The organism is Methylobacterium sp. FW102-HT35C08, from assembly GCF_058790235.1.
Genome location: NZ_JBYTCL010000002.1, coordinates 5,783,625 through 5,809,300, shown reverse-complemented (window position 1 = coordinate 5,809,300; position 25,676 = coordinate 5,783,625). Strand labels below are relative to the sequence as shown.

General features: G+C 69.7%; 24 protein-coding genes. 16 read left to right on the top strand and 8 right to left on the bottom strand.

Annotation, left to right across the window (positions count from 1 at the left end; translation table 11 throughout):
* Nucleotides 1-220: 220 nt before the first annotated feature.
* From AC3WSN_RS27835 to flbD, 8 genes are all read left to right on the top strand, one after another.
* Nucleotides 221-1,765: a flagellar hook-length control protein FliK gene (locus AC3WSN_RS27835; RefSeq protein ID WP_492542360.1), complete on the top strand. Its 1,545-nt coding sequence runs from the start codon at nt 221-223 to the stop codon at nt 1,763-1,765.
* A 74-nt stretch (nt 1,766-1,839) separates the two neighbouring features.
* Nucleotides 1,840-2,526 carry a flagellar hook assembly protein FlgD gene (locus AC3WSN_RS27830; RefSeq protein WP_492542358.1) on the top strand — a complete coding sequence of 229 codons (687 nt, stop codon included), beginning with the start codon at nt 1,840-1,842 and terminating at the stop codon, nt 2,524-2,526.
* 91 nt (nt 2,527-2,617) lie between these two features.
* Complete coding sequence (gene sciP, locus AC3WSN_RS27825) at nt 2,618-2,893, top strand: CtrA inhibitor SciP (RefSeq protein WP_007569077.1); 276 nt, start codon at nt 2,618-2,620, stop codon at nt 2,891-2,893.
* 425 nt (nt 2,894-3,318) lie between these two features.
* Nucleotides 3,319-4,950: a flagellar basal-body MS-ring/collar protein FliF gene (gene fliF, locus AC3WSN_RS27820; RefSeq protein ID WP_492542356.1), complete on the top strand. Its 1,632-nt coding sequence runs from the start codon at nt 3,319-3,321 to the stop codon at nt 4,948-4,950.
* Between the two features lie 25 nt (nt 4,951-4,975).
* A complete protein-coding gene (locus AC3WSN_RS27815; RefSeq protein ID WP_192706421.1) occupies nt 4,976-6,022 on the top strand; it encodes a flagellar motor switch protein FliG in 1,047 nt (348 codons plus the stop codon).
* A complete protein-coding gene (locus AC3WSN_RS27810; RefSeq protein ID WP_192706420.1) occupies nt 6,019-6,630 on the top strand; it encodes a FliH/SctL family protein in 612 nt (203 codons plus the stop codon). The genes AC3WSN_RS27815 and AC3WSN_RS27810 overlap by 4 nt, the downstream gene beginning before the upstream one ends.
* Before the next feature lie 10 nt (nt 6,631-6,640).
* Entirely contained in the window at nt 6,641-6,973 is a 333-nt protein-coding gene (gene fliN / locus AC3WSN_RS27805; RefSeq protein ID WP_192706419.1) for a flagellar motor switch protein FliN, read from the top strand.
* Between the two features lie 79 nt (nt 6,974-7,052).
* Entirely contained in the window at nt 7,053-8,414 is a 1,362-nt protein-coding gene (flbD, locus tag AC3WSN_RS27800) for a sigma-54-dependent transcriptional regulator FlbD (RefSeq protein ID WP_192706418.1), read from the top strand.
* A 125-nt stretch (nt 8,415-8,539) separates the two neighbouring features.
* Here flbD and AC3WSN_RS27795 read toward each other — a convergent pair whose 3' ends face one another.
* Together AC3WSN_RS27795 and AC3WSN_RS27790 are read right to left on the bottom strand one after the other, a co-directional pair.
* On the bottom strand, nt 8,540-8,824 hold the full coding sequence (locus AC3WSN_RS27795) for a hypothetical protein (protein ID WP_192706417.1): 285 nt from the start codon (nt 8,822-8,824) through the stop codon (nt 8,540-8,542).
* 100 nt (nt 8,825-8,924) lie between these two features.
* Nucleotides 8,925-10,238 (bottom strand): KpsE/RkpR family capsule polysaccharide export protein, encoded by a 1,314-nt coding sequence (locus AC3WSN_RS27790; protein ID WP_492542352.1) that lies wholly within the window; start codon nt 10,236-10,238, stop codon nt 8,925-8,927.
* Between the two features lie 179 nt (nt 10,239-10,417).
* Here AC3WSN_RS27790 and AC3WSN_RS27785 point away from each other — a divergent pair, with 179 nt between their 5' ends.
* From AC3WSN_RS27785 to AC3WSN_RS27760, 6 genes are all read left to right on the top strand, one after another.
* Complete coding sequence (locus tag AC3WSN_RS27785; protein WP_492542350.1) at nt 10,418-10,876, top strand: hypothetical protein; 459 nt, start codon at nt 10,418-10,420, stop codon at nt 10,874-10,876.
* A 121-nt stretch (nt 10,877-10,997) separates the two neighbouring features.
* Nucleotides 10,998-11,996: a flippase-like domain-containing protein gene (locus tag AC3WSN_RS27780; RefSeq protein ID WP_492543304.1), complete on the top strand. Its 999-nt coding sequence runs from the start codon at nt 10,998-11,000 to the stop codon at nt 11,994-11,996.
* Nucleotides 11,997-12,013: 17 nt separating this feature from the next.
* Nucleotides 12,014-12,796: a flagellar type III secretion system pore protein FliP gene (gene fliP, locus AC3WSN_RS27775; protein WP_492543302.1), complete on the top strand. Its 783-nt coding sequence runs from the start codon at nt 12,014-12,016 to the stop codon at nt 12,794-12,796.
* A gap of 75 nt (nt 12,797-12,871) precedes the next feature.
* Nucleotides 12,872-13,417 carry a TadE/TadG family type IV pilus assembly protein gene (locus tag AC3WSN_RS27770; protein WP_492542348.1) on the top strand — a complete coding sequence of 182 codons (546 nt, stop codon included), beginning with the start codon at nt 12,872-12,874 and terminating at the stop codon, nt 13,415-13,417.
* Complete coding sequence (locus AC3WSN_RS27765; RefSeq protein WP_492542346.1) at nt 13,417-14,124, top strand: TadE/TadG family type IV pilus assembly protein; 708 nt, start codon at nt 13,417-13,419, stop codon at nt 14,122-14,124. Before AC3WSN_RS27770 ends, AC3WSN_RS27765 begins: the two co-directional genes overlap by 1 nt.
* Nucleotides 14,115-15,566: a TadE/TadG family type IV pilus assembly protein gene (locus AC3WSN_RS27760; RefSeq protein WP_492542344.1), complete on the top strand. Its 1,452-nt coding sequence runs from the start codon at nt 14,115-14,117 to the stop codon at nt 15,564-15,566. The genes AC3WSN_RS27765 and AC3WSN_RS27760 overlap by 10 nt, the downstream gene beginning before the upstream one ends.
* A 361-nt stretch (nt 15,567-15,927) precedes the next feature.
* Here AC3WSN_RS27760 and AC3WSN_RS27755 read toward each other — a convergent pair whose 3' ends face one another.
* The 3 genes from AC3WSN_RS27755 to AC3WSN_RS27745 all read right to left on the bottom strand — a co-directional run bounded on the left by AC3WSN_RS27755 (nt 15,928) and on the right by AC3WSN_RS27745 (nt 20,459).
* Nucleotides 15,928-19,299, bottom strand: coding sequence for a hypothetical protein (locus tag AC3WSN_RS27755; protein WP_492542342.1), 3,372 nt, complete (start codon nt 19,297-19,299; stop codon nt 15,928-15,930).
* A 176-nt stretch (nt 19,300-19,475) separates the two neighbouring features.
* Complete coding sequence (locus AC3WSN_RS27750; protein WP_192706409.1) at nt 19,476-20,180, bottom strand: invasion associated locus B family protein; 705 nt, start codon at nt 20,178-20,180, stop codon at nt 19,476-19,478.
* Nucleotides 20,181-20,282: 102 nt separating this feature from the next.
* On the bottom strand, nt 20,283-20,459 hold the full coding sequence (locus AC3WSN_RS27745) for a hypothetical protein (protein WP_192706408.1): 177 nt from the start codon (nt 20,457-20,459) through the stop codon (nt 20,283-20,285).
* Nucleotides 20,460-20,913: 454 nt separating this feature from the next.
* On the opposite strand from AC3WSN_RS27745, the gene AC3WSN_RS27740 reads away from it, so the two are divergent.
* On the top strand, nt 20,914-22,359 hold the full coding sequence (locus tag AC3WSN_RS27740; protein ID WP_492542339.1) for a homospermidine synthase: 1,446 nt from the start codon (nt 20,914-20,916) through the stop codon (nt 22,357-22,359).
* Nucleotides 22,360-22,516: 157 nt separating this feature from the next.
* Here the strand turns inward: AC3WSN_RS27740 and AC3WSN_RS27735 are convergent, their stop codons facing one another.
* From AC3WSN_RS27735 to AC3WSN_RS27725, 3 genes are all read right to left on the bottom strand, one after another.
* Nucleotides 22,517-23,398, bottom strand: coding sequence for a transporter (locus AC3WSN_RS27735; protein WP_492542338.1), 882 nt, complete (start codon nt 23,396-23,398; stop codon nt 22,517-22,519).
* A gap of 140 nt (nt 23,399-23,538) precedes the next feature.
* The gene (locus AC3WSN_RS27730) at nt 23,539-24,390 is read right to left on the bottom strand and encodes a metallophosphoesterase (protein ID WP_492542336.1); all 852 of its coding nucleotides are present in this window, start codon (nt 24,388-24,390) and stop codon (nt 23,539-23,541) included.
* An 8-nt stretch (nt 24,391-24,398) separates the two neighbouring features.
* Nucleotides 24,399-25,004 carry a cation efflux transmembrane domain-containing protein gene (locus tag AC3WSN_RS27725; RefSeq protein ID WP_492542334.1) on the bottom strand — a complete coding sequence of 202 codons (606 nt, stop codon included), beginning with the start codon at nt 25,002-25,004 and terminating at the stop codon, nt 24,399-24,401.
* A gap of 188 nt (nt 25,005-25,192) precedes the next feature.
* Here AC3WSN_RS27725 and croR point away from each other — a divergent pair, with 188 nt between their 5' ends.
* Complete coding sequence (croR, locus tag AC3WSN_RS27720; RefSeq protein WP_192706403.1) at nt 25,193-25,666, top strand: 3-hydroxybutyryl-CoA dehydratase; 474 nt, start codon at nt 25,193-25,195, stop codon at nt 25,664-25,666.
* The last annotated feature ends 10 nt before the right edge of the window (nt 25,667-25,676 follow it).

The window sequence follows — 25,676 nt, the reverse complement described above, 5'->3', positions numbered from 1 at the left end:
CTTCCTGGCTGCACGGTGCGTCTATAGCGGGACTCCGCTCTGCTTTCCAGGCCAGCCGATGCGCCCAGACATGCTCGCTCGGCAGATCCTGCCGGGCGTGCGGCAGCTTCGGCCCTGAAGGCGCGACAGCCCGACACGAGAAGCACTGATTTCTGAGTTACTTATCCGAACCATTCGGTGGCGCGCGCCTTGCTGTGAGGGATGTCGAGAGGAGCCCGGCATGGCGAGCGGCACGACGGATCGATTGGATGTCACATCGTGGATCTCATCCGCGCGGACGGCGTCCACCACGCGCTCGGGCTGGGAAGCAGCGGGTGTCGCGGCCCGTGCCGGAGACTCGTCGCAGGACCATTTCGGCGCCGCCCTGAGCGCCGCCCAGACCCGGGACAACGCGGTCCAGGTGCGCGCCCGGGCGACCGCCCGCCAGGACCAAAATGACGCGGCGCGCGCCCGCCAGACGGCTCAGCGCGATCAGGCCGACGCGACGCGGGCGGCTTCGGAGCGCACGCGGAGTGCGAGCCTGCAGGCCGAGGCCCGAGCGGATGACAGGCGTGCAAGCCAAACCAAGCCGGCGCATGTCTCCGCGCAAGCTCCGGGCACGTCGCGGACCGATGGTCCGGCCGCCTCGACCGCCTCTGCGATAGATGCGGGAAAATCGACTGCCACGACCCAGGCGGGGAGCGGCGATGCGGCTCCGGTCGCACCGAAAGCCGGCGCGACGATAGCGGCCGCCGGGGAGACAAGCCCCCAAGCGCCCGAGGTGGCGCCCGATCAGGACCAACACGCCGAAGCGGCGCCGCAGCCGCCACAGGCGAACGCCGTGCCTTCGGCCGCGACCGCCGATCCCGCAGCCACGCTGCTGGCGCTGCTGACCACACTGGCAGAGAGCGGCTCGGCCCGCGCCGCCGGTGCAGCGGCAGCTGGCGACGGTTCCGAGGTAGCCTCGCCCGGCGCGGTGACACCCGGACAGCCCGGCGCGGGCTCGACGGGCGGTGACGCCAGGGACGGCGTCGCCGGAGTGGCGGGGTCGGTCACCGGGGCGGCAGCACTCACGACGTCGACGGCCTCCGGCAAGGCCGGAAAGAGCAGCTCTCCGGTCGAGGTCGTACAACCCGGTACCGGCGACCCGGTGGGTGCGTCGGCCGCCGATGGCAAGGATTTCCGCGCGGCCCTCGCCGATGCCGGCCAGAGAAGCGCCCAGGATGCGGGTCCGGGCACGGCCGGTGGCGCCGTGCAGGCGGCGCCTCCGGCGAATCCCGGCCTTCTGCCGGCCGCCGGGACCAATGCAGCGCATGCCGCAACCGCCGCGCAGGCCGCCGCTCCCGCCCAGACGGACCCGGCGATTCCCATGGGCCAGGTGCCGATGGCCATCGGCCTGCGCTCGATGAACGGATCGAGCGAGTTTCAGATCCGGCTCGACCCGGTTGAGCTGGGGCGGATCGACGTCAAGCTGGAAATCGACAAGGCGCGCGGCACGGTCACGACCCACTTGGTGGTCGATCGGCCCGAGACCCTGGCAATGCTGCAACGCGATGCCGGCCAGTTGCAGCAGGCGCTGTCTCAGGCGGGCCTCGATCCCTCGGCCGGAGGCCTGAACCTATCGCTGCGCGGCGATGGCGGCGCGCAGGGCGGCAATGGCGGACAGCAGGGCGACGCGCCCCGCGGCGGACCGGCCACCTGGAGCCGGGATCAGGTCGAGGCTCCGCAGGACATCGCGCCGACGCGCTGGCTCCGCGGCTACGGCGGCGTCGACATCAGGATCTAACCGGTCCCACGGACCGACATGCAGACATCGCGCATCCGGGCCCCTCGCTCCGATGCCTCATCGGAGAGAACGACATGACGAGCGGCATATCCAGCCTCACCAACACGACGTCCACGACGGGCTCCTCGTCGAGCAGCAGCGGCAACGCCACCGAGATCGCCAGCAACTTCACGCAGTTCCTGACGCTGCTCACCACGCAGCTCAAGAACCAGAACCCCCTCGACCCGATGGACACCAACCAGTTCACGCAGCAGCTGGTGCAGTTCGCCGGCGTCGAGCAGCAGCTCAAGACCAACGATCGCCTCGACAACATCCTGAGCGCGTCGCAATCGGCGAGCTCGGCCTCGGCCACCAGCTACATCGGCAAGACCATCACGGCCGACGGCAGCTCGGCGCAGCTCTCCAACGGCTCCGCCTCTTGGACGCTGGCACCCGCCCGGGCAGCCTCCAAGGCGGTGATCACGATCCTCGATTCCAAGAACAACGTCGTGGCCACGCAGACCACGTCGCTCACCGCCGGCAGCCAGACCTACACGTGGAACGGCAAGACCTCGGCCGGGCTCAGTTCCACGGACGGCACCTACTCGATCAAGGTCTCGGCCACGGATGCCACCGGCTCCAGCGTCGCGGTCGACACCAGCCTGACCGGCACCGTGGACGAGGTTGATCTCAGCGGGACGACGCCGGTCCTGATAATCGGCTCACAGAAAGTGCCGCTGTCCAGCGTGCAGACCATCGGGTTGTCCACAAGTGGCACTTAACGAATCACATCCGAGTGACTCGCTTCAACATCTCTTAAGCGGGCGCAAGTACCTTCAATGCTCGACAGGTCAGTCGAGTGTAGAGCGTATCATGACCGAACCGAGCCGCCCGAGAGTGAAGTACGTGATCGGGCCCGACGGCAGCCCCCTGACGATCGCGGATCTTCCGCCTCCGAGCACCCGCCGCTGGGTGATCCGGCGCAAGGCGGAGGTCGTGGCGGCCGTGCGCGGCGGTCTCCTCAGCCTGGAGGAGGCGTGCAAGCGCTACACCTTGACCACCGAAGAATTCCTCAGCTGGCAATTCTCCATCGACCAGCACGGCCTGGCGGGCCTGCGTACCACCCGGATCCAGCATTACCGGCACTGATCCCCGGCGCCACCACAGGACGGTGGCGTGAGGACCGCAACCGCCCTGCTTCGACACGCAGAGCTTCGCCATCGCACCGTCGTTCCGGGGCGCCACAGGCGATCCCGGAACTCGTCAACACCGAAGGTGCCACGACATGGCGCATCGGCGGTTCTGGACCCGGGGTCCGCTTCGTGGCTCGGGAAGGACGGGATGGTCACCCCTCCCGAAGCGTGCGCCCTCGGGAACGCAGTTTGGGTCTTTGGATCGGTCTCGGGAGACTATGAAGCCGCGTCCGGTCCCCGGGCGCGGCTTTTCAGCGTCTCGGCGCCTCCTGCGGCCGCCGCACGGCCCGGCATTAACGGCCCGCTAACCATGGACCGGGCAATTTCTGCCGGGCGGGCCGTGGGGGTCCGCCTCGCGTTCAGAGTGCAGCGACCCCGCCCGTGAAGCCGGTCCTCGATCTCGTCACGAAGCTCGGACCGGCCCGCATCGCCGCCATGGCGGCGGTGACGCTGACGCTCATCGGCTTCTTCGCCTTCATCATCCTGCGGGTCTCGCGCCCGGACATGGGCGTGCTGTTCTCCGACCTGTCGATGCAGGATTCCGCCAACGTGGTTCGCGAACTCGACAGCCGCGGCATCCGCTACGAGACCCGGGGCGATGCTGGTCAGACCATCCTGGCGCCCCGCCCCGATCTCGCCAAGCTGCGCATGGACCTGGCCGGCAAGGGCCTGCCGACCCAGGCCGGCGTCGGCTACGAGATCTTCGACAAGGGCGACGCGTTCTCGTCCACCAATTTCGTGCAGAACGTGAATCACCTGCGCGCGCTCGAGGGCGAGCTGGCCCGCTCGATCCGGGCGATCGGCCGGGTGCAGGCGGCCCGCGTCCATCTGGTCCTGCCCGAGCGCCGCCTGTTCGAGCGCGACCGCGAGAGCCCGAGCGCCGCCATCGTGCTGAAGCTGATGGGCGACCTCGATGCCGGTCAGGTGCGGGCCATCCGCCATCTCGCGGCCTCGGCGGTGGAGGGGCTCAAGCCTGAGCGGGTCTCGATCGTCGACGAGCGCGGCCGGCTTCTGGCCGACGGCGCCCGGGACGCCAAGGCCGACGGCGCTGAAGGTTTCGAGGACCGGCAGGTCGCCCTCGAGCGTCGCCTGCGCGGCCAGATCGAGGACGTTGTCGCCGGCATCGTGGGCCCCGGCCGGGCACGGGTTCAGGTCAACGCGGAGCTCGACCTCAACCGCATCGAGAGCCGCTCGGAGACCTTCGATCCCGAGAGCCGCGTGGTGCGCTCCGCCCAGACCCGCACCGAATCGGCGCTGACCAGCAATGCCGACGGGCAGGTCAGCGTCGGCAACGAGCTGCCGGGTGCCAATGGCGGCGACAAGGCGCCCAGCCCAAAGGACGCGACCAACAAGAACGAGGAGACCACCAATTACGAGATCTCCCGCGTCACCAAGACCGAGATCGCGGAGGGCGGCCGGATCAAGCGGCTGTCGGTGGCCGTCGTGGTCGACGGGCTCTACGCCACCGCGCCGGACGGGAAGCCGGCCTACAGCCCGCGGCCTGCCGCCGAACTCGAGCGGATCACCGCCCTGGTGCGCAGCGCGGTCGGCTTCGACAAGGCGCGCGGCGACCAAATCGAGGTGGTGAACCTGCGCTTCGCGGAGGCGCCGAGCGTGCCGCAATTCACCGAGCCGACGCTGATCGAGTCGCTGCTCGCCCCCACCAAGGAGGACGTGCTGCGCATGGCCGAGTTCGCCGTGCTGGCTCTCCTGACGTTGGTCGTCCTCTTCACGGTCGTGCGCCCGCTGGTGCGTCAGGTGCTCGCGCCGATTCCGGCGCCGCCGTCGCTCGCCGGGCCCGGGATGGGCATCGTCGGCGACGCGTCCGTGGTCGCGGGTCCGGGCGCCACGGTCACGGTCATCGACCGCGACAGCCCGACGGCGCGGCTGATGGAGTTCGCCAAGATCAACGGCCAGATCCAGGCCGAGACGGTCCAGCGCGTGGTCGACATGGTCCGGGCGAGCCCCTCCGAGACCGTCGAGGTGCTGCGCACCTGGATCCAGGATGAGTGACGCGTAGGGAGTCGAGAGTAGGTCGATGGCGGCAGGATTGGCGAACACCTTGGCGGCGGCGGGCGGCGATTCCTTCGCGACAATGCCCGGTCCCCAGCGCGCGGCAGCGCTCCTGCTGATGCTCGGCGAGGAGGAAGGGGCGCCGATCTGGCAGATGCTGGAAGAGGAGGAGATCAAGAAGGTCAGCGCCGCGATGGTCCAGCTCGGCACGCTGGAGGCGGCGACCGTCGAGAAGCTGATCATCGAGTTCGTGACAAAGCTCGGCAACAGCGGCGGCATCTCGTCGAATTTCGAGCGGACCGAGGCGCTGCTCCTGAAGATTTTCCCCAGCGACCAGGTCTCGCTGATCATGGCGGAGATCAAGGGCGCGTCCGGCAAGCGCGTCTGGGCCTCGATCGCCCAGGTCGATCCGGAGATCCTCGCCTCGTTCCTGCGCAACGAGTATCCGCAGACCGTGGCGGTGGTGCTCTCGCGGGTGCGGGCCGACTACGCCGCCAAGGTGCTGACCATCCTGCCCGAGGACTTCGCCATCGACTGCCTCAACCGGATGCTGCGCATGGAGACCGTGCAGAAGGAGGCCCTGCGCCACATCGAGGAAACCCTGCGGGTCGAGTTCGTTTCGACCATCGCGCAGACCCAGCGCCGCGACGCCCACGAGATGATGGCCGACGTGTTCAACGCCTTCGACCGGCAGACCGAAGGCCGCTTCCTCGCCGCCCTGGATCAGGCCAATCGCGGCTCGGCCAAGCGCATCCGCGAGTTGATGTTCACCTTCGAGGATCTGCTGAAGCTCGATCCGGGCAGCGTCCAGACCCTGATGCGCTCGGTCGACAACGAAACTCTGTGCCGCGCCCTGAAGGGCGGCAACGAGCGGACCCGGGCCTTCTTCATGCAGCAGATGTCGACCCGGGCGGCCAAGAACCTCACGGACGAGATGGCCTCCCTCGGCCCGGTCCGGCTCAAGGAGGTCGACGAGGCGCAGGCGAAGATGACCGAGATCGCCAAGGACCTCGCCGAGAAGGGCGAGATCATGATCGCCAAGAATAGCGCCGAGGAGGAGCTGGTCTATTGAGCGCCCAATCCGCCCGGAGCGCCAAGCCGTTCCTGTTCGAGACCGATTTCCGCAGCGCACGTCCCAGCGCCGAGGCGCAGCGCGCCGCCGAGGCCGCCGCCCAGTCAGAGGCGGAGGCGCATGCGCGCGGCGTGCAGGAGGGGCGGATCCAGGCCGAGTCGCAGGTCCAGGGCCGGCTCGCTGACGCCATGACCCGGTTGGCGCTGGCCGCGGCGGGCCTGATCGCCCAGGCGGACGCGCGGGACCTCGAGCGCGAGGCGCAGGCGGTCGAGGTGGCCATCCTGATCGCCCGTAAAGTCGCGGGCGACGCCCTGGACGCCGCGCCCCTCGCCGGCATCGGCGAGGCGGCCCGCACGGCGCTCCAACATCTGCGCGGCGTGCCTCATTTGGTGGTGCGGGTGCATGACAGCCTCGTCGAGGAGGCCGAGACCCTGGTGAAGCGCCTCGCCCGCGAGCGCGGCTACGAGGGCCGCCTGGTGGTTCTGGGCGATCCCGACATGGCGGCGGGCGACGCCCGCATCGAATGGGCTGATGGCGGCATCGTGCGGGAGCGCGCCCGCATCGAGGCGGCGGTTCTGGACGCCCTCGGCCTGCCGACGAGCCCGTGAGGAGATCCTGATGTCCGACGATTTCAGCCTGCCCCAGCTCGGCGACCACGACACCGACTACGCGGCGGGGTCGATCCGCGACGCGCCCACCACCCCGAAGACGGCGGCCGATCTCGAGCAGCTCTTCGACGTGCCCGTGATGGTCTCGGCGGTCCTCGGCTCCGCCCGGATGCCGATCGGCGATCTGCTCCGGCTGGCGCCCGGCGCGGTGCTGGAGCTCGACCGGAAGGTCGGCGAGGCGATCGACGTGTTCGTCAACAACCGGCTTGTCGCCCGCGGCGAGGTCGTCCTGGTCGAGGACCGGCTCGGCGTCACGATGACCGAGATCGTCAAGGGCGAATGATGGGCGGGACGGGCGCCGACGCCGGCAGCCCACCCAACGCGCGCGCAACCCGCGCCAGGATGTTTGAGAGGGACGAACCATGCGGCTCCTGATGATCGGGCGGCTCAACGGCGAGCTGATCACCGCCTCGAAGATCGCCATGCAGCGCGGCGCCTCCGTGACGCAGGCGGATGCCGTGCCGCAGGGCCTCAACGTCCTGCGCGCCCGCGGCGCCGACCTCATCATGATCGACGTGGGCCTGCCGATCCGCGACCTCGTCACCGCGCTGGAAGGGGAGCGGATCCGCACGCCGGTGGTCGCCTGCGGCGTCTCGGCGGATGCCTCGGCCGCCGTGGCGGCGATCCGGGCCGGCGCCAAGGAGTACATCCCGCTGCCGCCCGATCCCGAGTTGATCGCCGCGGTGCTGGAGGCAGTCGCCACCGACCGCGCCGCCTTCGTCTGGCGCGACCCGTCGATGGAGCGGGTGGTCAAGCTCGCCGAGCAGGTCGCCCGCTCCGAGGCCTCGGTGCTGATCACCGGCGAGAGCGGCACCGGTAAGGAGGTGCTGGCCCGCCACGTCCACCAGAAATCCAACCGCGCCGGCAAGCCCTTCGTGTCGGTGAACTGCGCGGCGATCCCCGAGGCTCTGCTCGAATCCGAATTGTTCGGCCACGAGAAGGGCGCGTTCACCGGCGCGGTCGCCCGGCGCATCGGCCGGTTCGAGGAGGCCAACGGCGGCACGCTGCTCCTCGACGAGATTTCCGAGATGGACGTGCGCCTGCAATCGAAGCTGCTGCGGGCGCTGCAGGAGCGGGTGATCGATCGGGTCGGCGGCACGGCCCCCGTGCGGGTGGACATCCGCGTTCTCGCCACCTCGAACCGCAACCTCGTGGAGGAGGTCCGCAAAGGCACGTTCCGCGAGGACCTGTTCTACCGGCTGAACGTCGTCGCCCTGAAGCTGCCGCCCCTGCGCGAGCGGCCGGCCGACATCCTGGAGCTCGCCGCGCATTTCGCCAAGAAATACGCCGCTGTGAACGGTGTCCCGGCCCGTCCGCTCTCGGCAGAGGCGCGCGCGCTGGTGCTGAAGAACCCGTGGCGCGGCAATGTCCGCGAGCTGGAGAACACACTGCATCGGGCGGTGCTTCTGGCCTCGGGCGACGCGATCGGCCCGGAGGCGATCCTGTCGCCGGAGGGCGAGGCGATCACCGCGCAGGGTCCGGCGGCGCGGGCCGCGCAGGTCGCCGAGGCCGCCACCCGTGGGCTCGTCGGCCGAACCGTGGCCCAGGTCGAGTGCGACCTGATCCTCGACACGCTGGATCACTGCCTCGGTAACCGGACCCACGCGGCCAAGATCCTGGGGATCTCGATCCGGACCCTGCGCAACAAGCTGAACGAGTATGTCTCGGCGGGCCTCGACGTGGCCGAGCCCGGCAGCGTCCGGGCGAGCATGGCCTGCGGTTGAGAGGATTCAGGGCCGCTGGACCGCGCGGGAGCCGTGCCGGTCGCGATGCGATCGGGCACGGCTCCGGGCCCCGGCTCGACCGCGCGCTCGCCGCTTAACCGGCATCCGCTTCGGCGGAGAAGGCTCTAGCGGCGGCCGGCCTGGGACGCTTTGTCGGCGGTGTTCTGGGCCGCGAAAGCTGCCTCGAGCTTGCGCAGCGACGCGTAGCGGGCGACGTCGCCCTCCACGTCGCGGATCGTTTCCTCGACGAGATGACGCTGGAGCGCCACGCGCGGGTCGTCGGGCGGCAGCGCCTCCCGCTCCTGCAGACGGAGCACGGCCTGCCGCACCACGGTATAGACCGCCTCGCGCTCCTCCCGGGTCATCGACGGCTGGATCGCCTTCGCGACGAGATCGGAGAAATCCGACATGGAGTGTTAGACTTCGCTCGTTTCACCGGGGCGCCCGGAGACCGGGCCGCCTCCCTCTACAGACCGCGCAGCGCGGGATCCAGAGCCCGCCTGCGGCGGGCTACATCCGCTGGTCGCGGATGCCGGCGACCAGGAGCGAGCACGAGCTCCAGATCACCAGGAAGCAGAAGAACGCCACGAGGAGGGTATGGCCCCGCTCGGGGTAGAGGCTGTCCGTCGGCAGGACCGGGGGCACGAACGTCGCCAGGAAGATGTGCTGCTTGCTGGCTGCGACGCGGGCGCGGTCGAGCATCCCGCTGGCCGATTCCTCGAGCTTCTCGGCGATCGTGCGTTCGACCAAGAGCCCCTCGTACTGGAGCAGGGCTTCCGTGAGGTTGGGACCGCCGCCCGCCGCCGCGCCCGCGCTCGTCAGCTCGTCCTGCAGGAGCTTCATCTGCTGGTCGATGGCCGCGCCGTTGGCAACCAGCGTCTGGATGGAGCGCGAACGCTCGTCGAGGTTCGAGCTGCGCAAGACCTGCAGGTCGTTCTCGTTCTTCAGCTTATCCTTCCGCAGGGTGTTCAGGGTGGTGAGTGTCCCCTCGGCCGACTTGATCGGGTCGATCACGCCCCATTGGTTGCGGAAGCTTTGCAGCGCGACATGCGCATTGCGCAGGCGTTCCTGCGCCGTCGCGGCGTCGGCCTGAGCCTGCGTGACCATGTCGGCCTGCGCGCGCTTCGAGATGGCGTTGATCAGGGTTTCGGACCGGGCCACCACCTCACGGGTGATGGTCAGGGCATCCTCGGGGGTGAAGGCGCGCACCGTGAGGCGGATCACGCCCGAGATCGAGTCGATATGCGCTTCGACGTGCTTGCGCCAGTACTTGGTCAGATCCTCGATCGGGTCGCTCGGGTCGAAGCGCGTCCAGAAATCGGCCTCGGGCCGCGAGAACATCTTGGAGATGCCGATGCTCTTCTCCAGCGCCTCGACCATCGTCTGGCTGCCGATGTAGTCGCGGACGATGAAGCTGTCCTGGCTGTTGTGCTTCTGAATCAGGTTCGTGTACTGGCCGAGCGAGATGTTCTCCATCGGCTCGACATTGCCGCGGACCGCGAACTGGGCCTCGGCGACGTACTGATTGGAGGCGAAGCCGAACAGGTAGAGCCCGATCACCAGGGTCGGCAGCAGGACGAACAGGCCGACACGCCGGATGATCCGAGAACCGTAGGTGGACGTGTCCTCCTCGCGCGGGCCGAGGCCCGGCAGGCGCGTCCAGTCCATGCGCTCGCGGATCGAGGCCATCAGCGCCCGGGCGTTGCGCTTCTCAAGAACCGGCCGAATCGTTTCCGCGCTCCGCCGCAGCTCGGGCACGGCCGAGGCGGCAAACGTCACGATTTCACCTTCGCGCGTGTCGTCCTTGACGTCGTCGAAGCTCATCCGCTCTGTGTTCCTGGGTCTGCGCCGGTTCCGCTGCCGCGGCGCCGGCCGAGGGGCGGCCCGTGCGCCGCTTCGGAATCCCGTTCTTTTAGGCCCTTTTTATGGCGCCCCCGCCGTTTGCCGCACCGCGGCGACGGGCACCGTAGCCCCGCTCCCGTATCGCGTCCTAGAGTCTCCGGATGATGACAGAACCTCGTTTCGACGGCGATGCGGATCGCCGCCCCGCCGGCCGCTCGGCCAAGGCTGTGGCCAAAGGCTTGGCCAAAACCAACCTCGCCGAGGTCGTGGTGGTGTGCGCGAAATGTGCGAAGCGGCAGGGCCTGCGCCCGCGCGCCGTCCGTGCACTTCTGAATCGGGCCGGGAAGCAGGCGGCCAAGGATGGGCGGACGGGCAGCCGGACGAAGCTCTGCATCGTCGAATCCGGATGCCTTGGACCCTGCCCGAAGCGCGCGGTGGCGGTCGCGACGGGGGCCAGCGTCGCGGCCGGTCGCGTCATCCTCCTGGACCCTGGGGCCAGCCCGGAAGAGGCGCTCGCCGCCGTGCTTCAACGCGGGAGCCCTCGTTCTTCGGCCCCCGAATTCGGCCCCAATACCGCTCTAGCGGCGATGCCGACCGACGAATCGCCGCCGGCCGGTTGACCGGCCCAGACCTGGAGCTGCCGTTCTTGCCCCCTTCCCGACGCGCAACCCGCACGCCCCGACCGTGACCGGCGATCGCGTCTCCTGGAAGAGCCGGGCCGCCCGGGCCGTGCTGCGCCGCATGCCCCTGTTCGGCACGCTGATCGGCCTCGGGCTCGCGGTCTGGCTCGTGGCGACCAACGATCTCGGCGCCGTCGCCGCGGCGTTCGGGCGGATCGGGGTGGCAGGCTTTGCCGGCGTCACGCTGGTGCGGGCGCTCGTGATCGTGCTGTGCGGCATCGCCTGGGCGCGCATCCTCGATGGGCTGTCACCCGCCCCGGCGGCGGCCTGCCTGATCCTGCGCTTCGTGCGCGAGGGCATCAACGTGCTGCTGCCCGTGGCCTCGGTCGGTGGCGAGGTCGTGGGCGCGCGGCTCCTCACCTTCTGGGGTGTCGCGGGCTCCCTGGCGGCCGCCTCGGTGCTCGCCGACCTCCTGTTCCAGGTCGGAACGCTCGGCCTGTTCGCCGGCCTGGGGGCCGGGCTCCTGACCCGGGTCGAGGGCGCGCAGGCCGCCGAGCTCGCGAACTGGACGCTGCGGACGCTGGCCGTCGCAGGATTGGCGATCGCGGCCTTCTTCGCGCTCCAGCGCACCGGTGTGGTGCGGGTGATCGAGGATCGGGTCGCCGCCCTCGGACGACGCTTCGTCCGCGAGACCGAGGCCCGCCCCGAGCCGAGCCAGCGCATCCAGGGCGCGCTGGACGCGGTCTGGGCGGCGGGACGGCGCGGCCACCTCGCGCAATCCTGCCTCCTGCACGCCCTGGCATGGCTCTTGGGCGCGGCCGAGATCGCCGTCGTCCTGGCCTGCATCGGAATCGACCACGTCAGCGTCTCGGAGATCCTGGTGATCGAGGCGCTCAGCCAAGCTATCAAGGCAGCCGCCTTCCTGGTCCCGAGCGGCCTCGGCGTGCAGGAAGGCGGCCTCGTGCTGGTCTGCGGCCTGTTCGGGATCGATGCCGGCACGGCCATCGCCCTCTCGCTCGCCCGCCGGGTGCCCGACGTGGTGCTCGGCCTGCCCGCGCTGCTCGTATGGCAGAATCTCGAGGCCCGGCGGGCCAACGTGCGCCCGGCGACACCGACCTGACATTGCCCGTGACGCCGATGATCGACGTGCCGACCCGCCCGACCTCCACGCGCCCGATTCCGCGCCCCCAACACCATGTCCTGGCTGCCCTGGCAGGGCTGGCCGGCGCGCTGCTCGCCGCGAGCCCGGCGCTCGCCCAGAGCGTCACCCTCGATCTGGGCGCCGGAGGCACGACCGAGCGCGCGCTCCAGCTAGTCGCGCTGATCACCATCCTGGCGGTCGCGCCCTCCGTGCTTGTGATGGCCACGGCCTTCACCCGGATCGTGGTCGTACTGTCGATCCTGCGCTCGGCGCTCGGCACGCAGACGGCGCCGCCGACCGCGGTGCTCGTCAGCCTCGCGCTGTTCCTCACGGCCTTCGTGATGGCGCCCACCGGGCGGACGGCCTACAGCGCCGGGATCGAGCCCCTGATCGCCGGACGGATCACGCAGGCACAGTCCTTCGAGCGCGCATCGGCGCCGTTCAAGACCTTCATGCTGCGCAACGTGCGCGAGAAGGACCTCAAGCTGTTCCTCGACCTCGCGAAGATTCCGGCGCCGAAAGGTCCTGAGGATGTCGGTCTCGAAATCGTGACCCCCGCTTTCATGATCTCGGAGTTGCGCCGCGCCTTCGAGATTGGTTTCCTGCTCTTTATCCCGTTCCTGATCATCGACCTCGTGGTCGCCTCGGTCCTGATGGCCATCGGCATGATGATGGTCCCGCCGGCCACAGTGTCCCTGCCGTTCAAGCTGATCTTCTTCGTGCTGGTCGATGGGTGGACCCTGGTGGCGGGCTCGCTGGTGCAGAGCTATGGCGGATAACAACCTATAGACTTAACATCGGAGTCTTCAGGGTTGCTTTAACCGACATTTAGCAATCCCATGCGAACAAGGTGCATGTTTTTCATGCGCAGCTTTGTTCACGATCGTGGAGGCGCCGCAGCCGTCGAGTTCGCCCTCGTCGCCGGACTGTTCATCCAGGCTATTCTGTTTGTCATGACAGTAGCCACTGTACTTTTTATCAATCAATCACTCGATTATGCCACCACGCGCGCGTCGCGGCAGATCATGACCGGCGCGGCACAGACCCAGTCCATGGATCAGGCCGGGTTCAGGACGGCTCTGTGCGGCTACCTGCCCGCCGTGCTCAAATGCAGCAACGTCATGATCAACCTGTACGTGGTGCAGCCCGGAGGCTCGCCGAGCGGGTATTACAGCTTCGTCAAATCGGACGTAAGCGGCTTGGCGATCCCGACGCTGACACCGGGTTCGGGGCAGTACACGCTGGGTTCGCGCGGCGCCTACCAATACCTGCTGGTGATCTACCCGATCACGTTCATGCCCGCGGCCTTTGTGTCGATCCTCGGCAGCAGCGCGACCTTCAACGGCGCGCCCGCCTACCTGACGGTTTCGACGGCGGCCTTCCGCAACGAATTGTACTGATGTCCGCCGGCCTGCCATCGCCGACGCGCGGCTTCATCGCCGACACCCGCGCGGTGTCGGCGGTCGAGTTCGCGCTGATCTTTCCGGTCCTGCTGGTCCTGATGCTCGCGGGGATCCAGCTCGTCACCTACATCAACGCTACCCGCAAGGTGGAGCTGATCGCGCAGTCGATCAGCCAGATGATCTCCCAGGCTCAGCCGCCCCAGAATTCCACCACCGCCACCGTCAACGCCGCGGACCTGCATTTCAGCTTCGACTCGGCCCTCGTCCTGTTCCCCTACCTGATGAAGGACGCGCCCCGGCAGGGCCTGCAATGGTGGCAGGACATCGCGATCACCTTCGCGTCGGTCAACTTCACGCAGACCGCCTCCAATTGCACGGGCACCACCGACCTGAGCAATTGCTACGCCGCCAAGGTCGTCTGGACGAGCACCGGGACGACCGGGGGGAACTACCGGCCCTGCACGCCCGCACAGCTCCCCGCCGACAACACCGCCGCGCCGAGCCGCGCCACGCTGCCGCGCTCCGTCTTCGGTCCGGGCTCCCTCATCGCGGTCGACGTCGTCTTCACGTTCCGGCCGTCATTCGGCGCGCGGTTCATCCCGGCCATGCGGATCGCCCGCTCGATGTACGTGCAGCCGCGCTACGCCTCGCTCGTCGATCTCGACCCGACGGGCAACGACGGGATCGCCACGAAATGCCCCTGATCCGCAACCCTGCCCGCCGCCTCCGGGACCGGGCCGCGTCCTTGCGCGGTGCCCGATCCGGCAACGTGACGATCATGTTCGCCTTCAGCCTGATCCCGCTGATCGGCCTGGTCGGCTACGGCGTCGATTACGGCGTGGCGATTACCGACAAGGCGAAGGTCGATGCCGCCGCGGACGCGGCCGCCATCGCGGGTGTCGTCGCCAGCAAGGCCTATTTCGCGGCCAATCCGGGCCAGACCAACCTGAGCGCCAACGCATTCGCCGCCGGAGCCGCGCAGGCGACCAACGCCTTCACGGTCAACACCGGCAACGTGCCGTTCGCGCAAGTCCAGCTCCAGGCGCCGCAGATCTCCCGCCGGGGCCAGACGATCACCTCGACGATCACCTACACGGCCACGGTCAAGAACAACTTCGGCCAAATGTTCCGGACGCCGACCACGACATTCGGCAACACCGTTACGGCCACGGCCGATCTTCCGAGCTATCTCGACTTCTACCTCCTGCTCGACGTTTCCGGTTCCATGGGCCTGCCGGCCACGACCGACGGCATGGCGAAACTCGCATCCCAGAACACCGACAACTGGTCGGACTACAAGCAGGGTTGCCAGTTCGCCTGCCACTTTCCGGGCTACAAGGGTTGGAGCCTCGCTTCGGGCAATATCCAGCTGCGGTCGGACGCGCTGAACAGCGCGGTCTGCTCCCTCATCACCCGGGCCTCGAACCCGACGATGCAGAACCAGTACCGGGTCGGCCTCTACCCCTTCATCAACCAGATGGGCGTGCTCGCCGACATCAACAGCTCCATCGCGACGCTGAACACGGCCGCCCAGTGCTCGGGCCAGCCCTGGCCCCTTGCGCTCACCAACCTTCTGGATACCGGCACCACGCAGCTCTACACGAACAACGACCCGAGCACCGGCACGGGCGCCGGCGGCACGCATTTCGAGGTCGTCCTGCCGCAGATGCAGAGCACCATCACGGCGTCCGGCGGCTTCAACGACGGCTCCAGCACGACAGCACGCAAGCCCTTCGTCTTCCTCGTGACCGACGGCATGCAGAATAGTCAGCATTACTCCACAAATAGCGGCGGGAAATACTATTACCCGGGCAATCCCTCGACGTTCAGAAGCTATGCAGCCGGGAACTGGGACGGATCCCAGCCCGCTCAGATCGATCCGTCCCAGTGCGCGGCCCTGAAGAAGGCTGGCGCGACGGTCTCGGTCCTGTACATCCCGTACAACATCATCAACTTCAAGGATTACGGCGGCGGCATCGCCTGGGAGAACAACCGCGTCAACGGGTTCAGCCCGACGCTGGCGACCCCCCTGCAGAGCTGCGCGTCGCCGGGCTTCTTCTTCACGGCCAATTCCCCGGCCGACATCACGTCCGCCCTCAACGCCATGTTCGACAAGGCCCTGCAGGTCGCCCACCTGACGCAGTAGGCGTGAGCCGCACCAGATCTTCCCGATCCTCGGCGGGGCGGGCTGCCGAGCCGTCAGATCCACACCCGCGCCGTAGCCACCCGGTCATTCCGGGGCCGCGTAGCGGAGCCCGGAATCCAGAACCGCTGTCGGTGCAAGATCCTGGCGCGTCGGTGGATCTGGATTTCGGGCTCGCCTGCGGCGCCCCGGAACGACGGAGTGGAAGATCCAAGAACCTTGCGTCATGCCGACCGGCTGCCGGCGCAGCAGCGCAAGACAGCGTAGTTCTCACGGCGACGTTCGAGCACCCGGGCAATGCGAGGCACGGCTCGGCCTGGGCCCGCGATCGCCCTGCATCACTGGCGAGCTCCCGCCGTGCCACTCAACCCGGCGGCGAACCAGCCGGCGCGGCGCTGCTCTGCTGCTCGGCGCCCGACGGCTGCTGGCCGCCCGCGGCGTCCGGTTTGCCGCGCTCGGGCGTCGCGGCGTCCGGGTAGCGCTTGCGGTACTCTGCCAGGAACGCCGACAGGGTCTCGGCCTTGGTGGCGCGGGCCGCGATGGCGCGGAAACCCGGGGCAAGGGTCGGGTTGGCGCCCGTGAGCAGCGCGAAGGTGCGCGCGTCCGGGCTCGCCGCCATGGCTTCCGAGAACTTCGCCTTCAGCCGCTCCAGGCCGATCACCTCGCCCGCAAGATCGTAGGCAATCGCGGCGCGCACGGCATCGGAACGCGCCGTCTCGTCCAGAGGCTGGCCCGACCGCCACGCGTCGCCGAGGAGCCCCTCGTGCGCCTCCCCGGCCTCGCGCCACCGGCGGGCCCCCCAGTAGATGTCGGCGCGCAGCCGCTGGATGTCGGGGCCGCTTTCGTCCTCGATCGTCTCCAGCGCGAGATCGGTGCGGCTGAGATCCGACAGGGCGCGGGCGCGGACAAGACCGCGGGCACGCCTCAACTCGCGCGGGAGTTCCGGCAGGTCGGTGGCGTCGAGCACCTGCAGCGCCTGCATGGGCTTGTCGTCCATCAGCCGCACCGTGGCGAGCCGCGCCGCGACGGCCGAGCGGGCCGGTCCGGTCAGCCGGTTGTCGATCTGGTATTTGAGGAGGTCGGCGGCCGGGTCCAGCAGGTCGAGCTCGACCAGACGATCGGCCAGACGCCGCACCACCTCGTCGCCGCGCCGCCCGATCGGGCTCATCTCGCGGAAGTCGAAGAACAGCGAGACGGCATCGACACCCGAGAGGCTGTCGCCCTTGTCGGTGAGATACAGGTCCTCGAAGGCGGCCTGCGCATCGCGCGTGAGGGCCTCCGAGGCGGGCGCATTCGGCGCGAACGCGTTCACTCGGCGCACCGTCGTGAAGGCATCGCGCCAGCGGCCGGCCGCGAGATAGAGGCGCGCGAGGCCAGCCGTGATGGCTTCGTCGATCGGCCCGCGATGCCAGGTCAGGCCGATGCGTTCCAGCCGCTCGATCGCGGCGTCGGACGTGAGCTTGCCTGCAGCCCGGGCCAGGAGCGCGCCCCGCAGGCTCGCCTCGACCGAGACCGGGCGCAATGCGGTGCCCTCCAGGCGGGTATAGGCGTCGAGCGCCGCCTCGGTCTGACCGGTGGCTTCCGCGGCGCGGGCGCGGACCAGGGCCAGCCGGTCGCGGATCCACGGCGACAGATCGCGCGCATCCTCCGCGCGAGCCGCCGCAGTCTCGGCGTCGCCGGTCTCGATCGCCGATTCCGCCGCCGCGGTGCGGATCTGCTGGGCGAGATCGGCGGGGTAGCCGTTCGCGAGCGGCAGAACCCTGAGGAAGCCGTTCTCGGCGGCCTTCCAGTCTCCCGATCCGGCCGACGCCATGGCCCGCCATAGGGCGGCCTCGGGGTCGTCGGCGAGCGTCGGCAGACTCAGTGCCTTCAGGGCTTCGGCGGTCCGCCCGATCCGGACGAGTGCGATCCCGCGCAGGACAGCGGTGTCGCGCTGGGCCGCGAGCAGCGGATCGTCGGACGCGGCCGTCTCGAGAGCCGCAAGGGCTTCGAAATCGAGACCGTTGGCGAGATCGGCGCGCGCGAGCGTGAGGCGGGTGGGACCGCGCTCGGCAGGCGTTGCCGCGGAGGCCGCGTTGGCCAATCCGCGCAGGGTCTCGCGCACGTTTCCGGCCCGCGCCCGCTCCCAGGCCTCCCGCGCGATGGCGAGGGTCCCCGCCTCGGCGAGAACCGTTTCGGCCTTCCGGGCGATTGCCGAGGCGGCGAGACCGCCCTCCCGCCCGATCGTCACGGCATCGAGTTCGGGCCGTACCGCGAGGTCGTCTGCCCCGGCGAGCACCGCCAGCCCGTGCCGGCTGGGCAGGATCTCGAAATCGACGAAGCGGCGGCTCTTCGGATTGCCGACGGGGCGCCGCGCCGCAGAGGTGACCACCGCGACGCGCTCGCCGTCGAGATCGAGCCATGTCGCCGAGCCGGGCCGCGGCAGGCCGAGCGAGACGGCGACGCGGCCCGAGGGGTCGGGCTGGCGTACGGGATCGAGGCTGTCGCTCGGGCTCAGCGTATCACCGGCCGACAGCTCCCAGCCGAGGCCACTCCCCTTTGTGACCGCGTTGAGGTCGACCAGGCGCCCCTGCGGAACCGAGAAGCGCAGCACCGTCAGCGGCCCGGTCCGAGACGGCGGGCCCAGCGGGACCAGCCCCTGGCTGCTCGTCGGCAGGGTGACCTGCTCGGTGGTCTCGAACGCCAGGGTGGCGATGCCGCCGCGCTCGAACAGGAGTGCCGGCGGCAGGGACTGGAACGGAAAGACGAGACCGGACCCGGCTTGGCGCCGCGGAGGCGCCTCGGGCGACAGGTTCCGGACCGCCGGCGCCTCCGCGCGGCTCGGCGTCACCGGAGCGGGACCGGGCAGAGCCGCAGCGGCCAGCTGCGCGGTCGGCCCGGGAACCTCGACGACGGTCTTGACCGGCTCGGGCGGCTTCCGACGGACCGCGTCGAGGACGAGAGCCCCGTCCTCCCGCTCCGTGCCGATCGTGTACCCGTCTTCGGGCGTGACCAGGAGGCTGGCCGAGGTCGCATCGGTCTCGGTTGCCAGCTTGGCGATTCCGGGACGTGGTCGTCCGCGGGTCTCGCCGGAATCGATGGTCCAGGCTCCGACGACCCGCAGCCGCGTCACCGGTCCCTCGCTGGTCACGGTGGTCACGGCTTCCGCCGGGACGCGCAGCGACAGGCGCGTCAGCGTCGGAAGCCGGGCGAGTTCGAGGGACAGGGGCTTGCGCACCGGTTCGGGTATGCGCGCCTTGAGGGCTTCCTCGGCCACCCTGGCCCGCCGCGCGAGTTCGGCGACGACCTCCGGCGGCAACGGCGGCGGAAGGCCTGACCAGCCCTCCGGCAACAGATCGACGAACACGCGCTCACCGGCCGATTGCACATTGATCCGATAGGGCCTCTGCAGGGCGACCCGCAGGCCGGTCCCGTCGGGATCGCGGCGGACGCTGGACACGTAAGCCGGCATCTCGTCGGCCAGATGCTCCGGTCCCTGCGCGACGTGCTCGCCATAGCCGACCAGCAGGACACCGCCCGCAAGCTTGGCCTTGACCGAAACAGGCTTGTCGAAATTGAGCACGATCCGGCCGTAGCCGCCCGCGCCGCTGCCGGTCTCGCTGCCCTTGGCGCCGATCAGTTTGGCGGCCAGCGACGGATCGACCGACGCCAAAAGGGCGAGCACGGGCAGCGACATGCGCAGGAGCCGCACGCCGAACCCACGACCGATGCAGGGGCGCCCGCCCTCCGATCCCATTGCCTCGCCGATCCGATCCCGGCGCGCGGCACCAGTGGGGCCGCAGCGCGCGGCGCCACATCACAGCGGGATCCTGCGGCAGCGCGGCTAACGCTGCCTTAACCGTATCGGGAAAATCGGCCGGAACGCCGCCTCGGTCGCCGCGGGCGTGCCCGGGATCACGGGCGCGCCGATCCTCAGCCGCTGAAGGCGACGGCGCGATCGAAGGCCTGCGCGAAGCCTTCGAGGGGGACCGTGATCGCGGCCGGATCGGAGCTGCCCGACTTCTGGCCGGTCACGATCAGCTTCTTGGCGGTCCGCATGCCGTCGAGGGCGAGCGTCGGGAAGCTGATCGGCACGAAACAGCCGTCCTGGCTGCAGGCCGTGTAGGGCGCACCCTTGCCGAGAGTCTGCTCGTCGAGCTTGAACGTCACGCCCGGCTCGATGGCGAGGCCGAACGGCATCAGGACGATGCCCTCGGACCGGCCGTTCGCCGGCGTCTGGAGCTCGAAACCGAACTTGCGGCGCCCGGTCTGCGAATCGCCCTGCGATTGCGCCACGATGCAGATCACCTTCTCGCCGGGACGCGTGCAGGTCATCGTCCAGTCGCCGTAGCTCTCACTGACGGTGCTGGCACCCGTAGGCCAAGCGGCATGGGCCGGCGCTGCCGCGGGCGTCGCCGCCGGTGCGGCGGCCTCGGCCGGGCCGGGCTTGGCCGGCGTGGACTTGGCCGCCGGCTTCGGCGCGGGCTTGGGACGGGGCTTGGGACGGGCCTGCGCGGGCGCGTCGGCGGGCGGAGCCGCCTCGGGCTCGGCATCCTGAGCGCGCAGCGACAGGGTCGAGCCGGCCAGGGCCAGCGTCCCGATCAGGCTGACGCGTACCAGCGCGCGAAGTGTCGACATGGAATCACGATCCCCCGTGGCCAGAGAGCGGCAGTGCCGCCTAATGCCCAAGCCGGGGGGACGCAATCGCCGAGGCATGCACGACGCGCGGTCGTGATGCCGTCAGAGCGGGTTCGGGCCGCCGACAGCGCGGGCCAGCGCACAGCGTCGGGCGAAGGCAGTCTCGCTGCCGGTGCGGACGGCACGGGCGACGGCGAACACGAGGGTCAGGAAGCCGGGATCGCGGTCGGCGGACTCGGTGGCCGGACCGGGGATCCGAGAGGTGATGAGCGCGAGCATGACGGACTCCGAAATCGAGATCTCGAGCGCTTCCGCAAACCCCTATCGCGCGACCGTCTCGGCGGCCTTGTTGCATTGCAATATGAGACCTGCAGCCGGCGCCTGCCATCTGATCGGACGCGCATGACGCATGCGCCGAACTCATGCCCGACTCCGGGATGTTCAAAGGAAGCTTAACAGTTTCTGGTGCAGCTTCCGGCACAGCATCCGCGATGGACTGAGCTGCATTGCTTTCGGTCCGCAGTGCCGATTCCAAGCACGAGCCGACGCTGCGGCGCGGTTGACCGTCGGCGGCTGAGCCGCCATTGAGCGCGCTTCCGGCGACTCGGACCCTGGGCCGTATCGGCCCCGCCTGCGCGGGCCTGTCGCCGCCCTGTCACATGCGCGCCATAACCCGCCCGCCAGCCAGAACCCGCGGATTCACGACCTGTCCGCCCGACCGAGGACCTCCCGCATGACCGACCAGCCGACCCGTCACCCGATCCACGGCCGGATCACCGGTCCCATCGTGATGATCGGCTTCGGCTCGATCGGCCGCGGCACCCTGCCGCTCATCGAGCGGCACTTCGAGTACGACCGCACCCGCTTCACGGTGATCGATCCGGTCGACACACACCGGGCGCTGGCCGAGAAGCACGGCCTGCGCTTCGAGAAGGTCGCGCTGACCCCGGAGAACTACCGCGACGTGCTGACCCCGCTCCTCACCGAAGGCGGCGGTCAGGGCTTCTGCGTCAACCTCTCGGTCGACACCTCGTCGCGCGCGATCATGGAACTCTGCCGCGAACTCGGCGCCCTCTACATCGACACCGTGGCCGAGCCCTGGCCGGGCTTCTATTTCGACAAGTCCAAGAGCCAGGGCGACCGCACCAACTACGCGCTCCGCCAGGACATCCTCGACGCCTGCGCGCAGAAGCCCGGCGGCACGACCGCGGTCTCCTGCTGCGGCGCTAATCCCGGCATGGTGTCGTGGTTCGTCAAGCAGGCGCTCCTGAACATCGCGCAGGATACCGGCCTGCAGCGGCCGGAGCCCAAGACCAAGGCCGAGTGGGCCGGCCTGATGAAGGATCTGGGCGTGAGGGGCGTCCACATCGCCGAGCGGGACACCCAGCGCGCCAAGACGCCGAAGCCGCGCGGCGTCTTCGTCAACACCTGGTCGGTTGAGGGCTTCGTCTCGGAAGGCAACCAGCCGGCCGAGCTTGGCTGGGGCACCCATGAGACCTGGAAGCCCGCCAATGCCCGCGAGCAGGAGAAGGGCTCGCGCTGCGCGATCTACCTGCTGCAGCCGGGCGCCGACACGCGGGTGCGCACCTGGGTGCCGACCGCCGGCGCGCAGTTCGGCTTCCTGGTGACCCACAACGAGGCCGTCTCGATCGCCGATTACTACACGGTGCGCGACGGCGAGACGCCGGTGTTCCGGCCGACCTGCCACTACGCCTACCACCCGGCCGACGACGCGGTGCTGTCGCTCCACGAGATGTTCGGCAATGCCGCCAAGGTGCAGGAGCAGCACCACATCCTCGACGAGACCGAGATCGTCGACGGGATCGACGAGCTCGGCGTGCTCGTCTACGGCCACAAGAAGAACGCCTACTGGTACGGCTCGCAGCTCTCCATCGAGGAGACCCGCCGGGTCGCACCCTACCAGAACGCCACCGGCCTGCAGGTGACCTCGGCGGTGCTCGCCGGCATGGTCTGGGCGCTGGAGAACCCGGAGGCCGGCATCGTCGAGGCGGACGAGATGGATTTCCGCCGCTGCCTGGAAGTCCAGACCCCGTATCTCGGCCCGGTCGTGGGCGTCTACACCGACTGGACGCCGCTGACCGACCGCCCCGGCCTGTTCCCGGAGGACATCGACACCCGCGATCCCTGGCAGTTCCGCAACGTGCTGGTGCACGGCTGAGGGTCCGGCGCCAACAGGTCATCCCGGGGCCGCGGAGCGGAGCCCGGGATCCAGACACGCCGAGGCGACTCGTATCGGCGGCCGCGGTGTCTCTGGATTCCGGGCTCGCCTGCGGCGCCCCGGAAAGACGACGCTGGGGCAACCAGGACGGGCACGCCTACTCGGCCTGACGCCGGGTCACCAGGGTGCGGCCCGGCTCGACCTCGGCCGAATCCTGGTACAGCGGCACGATCGCCCGCAGCCAGCCGCGGATCTCGCGGCCGCCGTAGTTCCGCGCGACCACGTCGCGGGTGAGGTAGGCCTGCAGGTTCACCGGCCCGAAATTATAGCCGACGAGACCGCCCACCGCGATCTGCCCCTGTGGACGGTAGCCGACGACGCGGGTCGGCAGGTCGGTGGAGCCGAACGCGACCGCGCCCACCTGCCACTTGCCGAATTTCCGCGTCGCCGTCAGGTCGAGGTTCAGGTAGTCCGGATAGAGCGTGCCGGCCGGCGAGCGCGGGTCGAGGAAGATCCCGTAGAGCAGGTTCGCGGTGAGGTTCCAGTCCTGGCCGGTGTAGCTCGTCGCGAAGCGGTGGGTCAGCGAGGCCGACTGCGTGAGAAACCCTGTCTGGATCGGCAGATAGCCGCCGAACAGGTAGCTGACGCCGACATCGCCGCCGAGATCCCAGGCGAGCTGGGCGGCCAGCAATTGCTGCCCGATCCCGCTCTGATAGGGCGCGCCCCGGCTGCTCGCCGCCGCGACCGGCTGCGTGAAGAAGAACTGCAGGCGCCCGCCCGCGATGTCCCAGGGGGTCGACCACGCGAAGGTCGGTAGGTTGACGTTCGTTGAGGAGTCGCGCGGGTGCGTACTGCGCGTACCGAAGCTCGACAGGTTCACGAAGTACAAGCCCACCGGGAGCTGGGCGCCGACCGGAAGCCCGACGGTTTGGCCGGGCTGAGCCGCGGACCCGGCGCGCACATCCGTCGTAGCGAGGGCTCCGTAGACGGCAAGAACAGCCGCCGCGATCCCGCGTGTCGTCAGGCTAAATCCGGCCATGAGGTTCCCGAACCAAAGCCCCGACATCCGGGGCTGATCAGGGTTGGACGCACATCCGGAGCGCCCAAATCCCGCCGTTACAGCCAAGCTGTGTGGAACGACACGGGATCGATATTTCGATGGGACGAAGCGGGACTAAACTACTCGCCGTCGATGACAACGACGCGATCGGGCCGGTAGGTCGCCCCCTCCACCGGGTTCGCGACCCAGCGGCACCGGCCGATCCGCATATCGTGACCCGCGTGGAAATGGCCGGAGATCCACAGGCCCGGCCGCTCGGGATCCGCGAGGTCGTCGAGTGCCGTGGAGGCGTAGAAGGCCGGCACCCACCAGGGGACGCCGGGCGCGTCCCGGAACCGGTCGGCCGCCAAAGGGCTCGCCGGGTGATGGGTCACGACCACGGTCGGGCCGTCATGGGCGATCCGGATAGCCTCGTGCAGAGCCGCCCGCTCGATCCGGTGGGCCGCCATCGCGTCCGCCGGCTGCCAGGGCGTACCGTCGGCCTTGCGGATCGATCCGCGATACTCGCGGGAGCCGGTGACCGGATCGGTCATGCGCGCGGCCGCGTAGGCCACCGGATCCTCGGGGCGATCGGGCGTCTCGGCCGCGAGCCAGCGCCCGGCGAGGGTCCAATCGCTCCACAGGGTGGTGCCGATGAAGCGCACGCCGTCGATGACGCAGCTCTGCGCGCGCTGAAGCAGATGGATGCGGGCCCCGAGTCCGTTCACCCGGGTGACCTCCGCCTCCAGGGCCGCCAGCAGCTCGGGCGCCGTGCGCGGGTCGCCGGTCGGGGCGTAGCGCTCGTGGTTGCCCGGCACCAGCACGATCGGCCGGCCCTGCGCAAGGTGCAGCAGCGCCGCGAGCCCCCGCTCGGGGTGGCCCTCGTACAGGTCGCCTGGGCACGCCAGGAGGTCGAAGGGTTCGGCCGGCGGCGCGATCAGGTCGAGGCGCCGCCGCTCCAGGTGCAGGTCGGAGATCGGGAAGATGCGCATGGGTGTCGTTATCCGGCGGCCCGGCGCTCGGCCGCGGCGGCCCGGAGGATGTCGGCGGCAGAGTCAGCGTTGAGGATGGCGATCCCGGCCGCGGCGACGAGATCCGGCCAGGGTGAAGGATGGAGGGCGGTCACCAGCCCGGCCGCGATGATCGCGAGGTTGGCGAAGGCGTCGTTGCGGGCCGAGAGATAGGCCGCCCGGGTCAGGCTGCCCGAGCCGGAGCGGTGCCGGGCGAGCATCAGCGCGCAGGTAAGGTTCACCGCCAGCGCGCCGAGGCCGGTGAGGGTCAGCGGCAGCGCCGCCGGGGCCACGAAGTCGGAGGCCTTCGCGTAGGCCGCCCAGGCACCGGCGAGCGCCGGCAGAAGCAGGATGCCCGCCATCGCGGTGCCGAGCCGCGCGCGGTTGCGCGCGCTCCAGCCCAAGCCCGCGAAGATCAGCAGATTGATCGCCGCATCCTCCAGGAAGTCGAGGCTGTCGGCGATCAGCGCCACCGAGCCGATGGCGAGCGCCACGGCGATCTCGATGCCGAAATAGCCGAGATTGAGCGCCGCCACGCGGGCGACGACCGGACGGAGGGAGGGCGGCTCGGCCCGCTGCGCATCATCGGCGATCACGGCGCGCGTCTTCGCCGACGCCCGCCCGCCTGTCGAGGCCTGTTGAGAAATCTGCGCCCGCCGCTCAAGAAAGTTCAGGGATCTTGCGCCTCTGTCCGGGTGGATTCGGCGCCGGGATCGTGCGAGGCGGTTGCGGGAGCCGGCCGCGCGAGACGGGCGACCGGCGGGAACCGGAGGTCTGCCGAGCCATGCTGCCCGAATTGCGCGTGCTCTATTTCGAGGATCTCGAGGTCGGGCTGTCCGAGACTTTGTCGAAGACCATCGCCTCCTCGGATGTGGTGGGCTTTGCCGAGATCACCGGCGACCGCAACCCGATCCACCTCTCCGAGCACTTCGCGGCGCGCACGCCCTTCGGCACGCGCATCGCCCACGGCCTGTACACGGCGGGGCTGATCTCGGCGGTGCTCGGCACGCGCCTGCCCGGACCGGGCGCCGTCTACATCTCGCAGACCCTGAACTTCCGCGCGCCGGTGCGCATCGGCGATGTCGTCGAGGTCACCGTCACGGTTGCCGAGCTGATGCCCGAGCGGCGGCGCGCCCGGCTCGCCTGCCGCTGCGCGGTGGCGGGCGAGACCGTCCTCGACGGCGAGGCGCTGGTGAAGGTGCCGACCAAGGCCGAGGCCGACCCGCTCGCGAGCCGGACCGAGCGCGCGCAGGGCTGAGGTGGCGGCG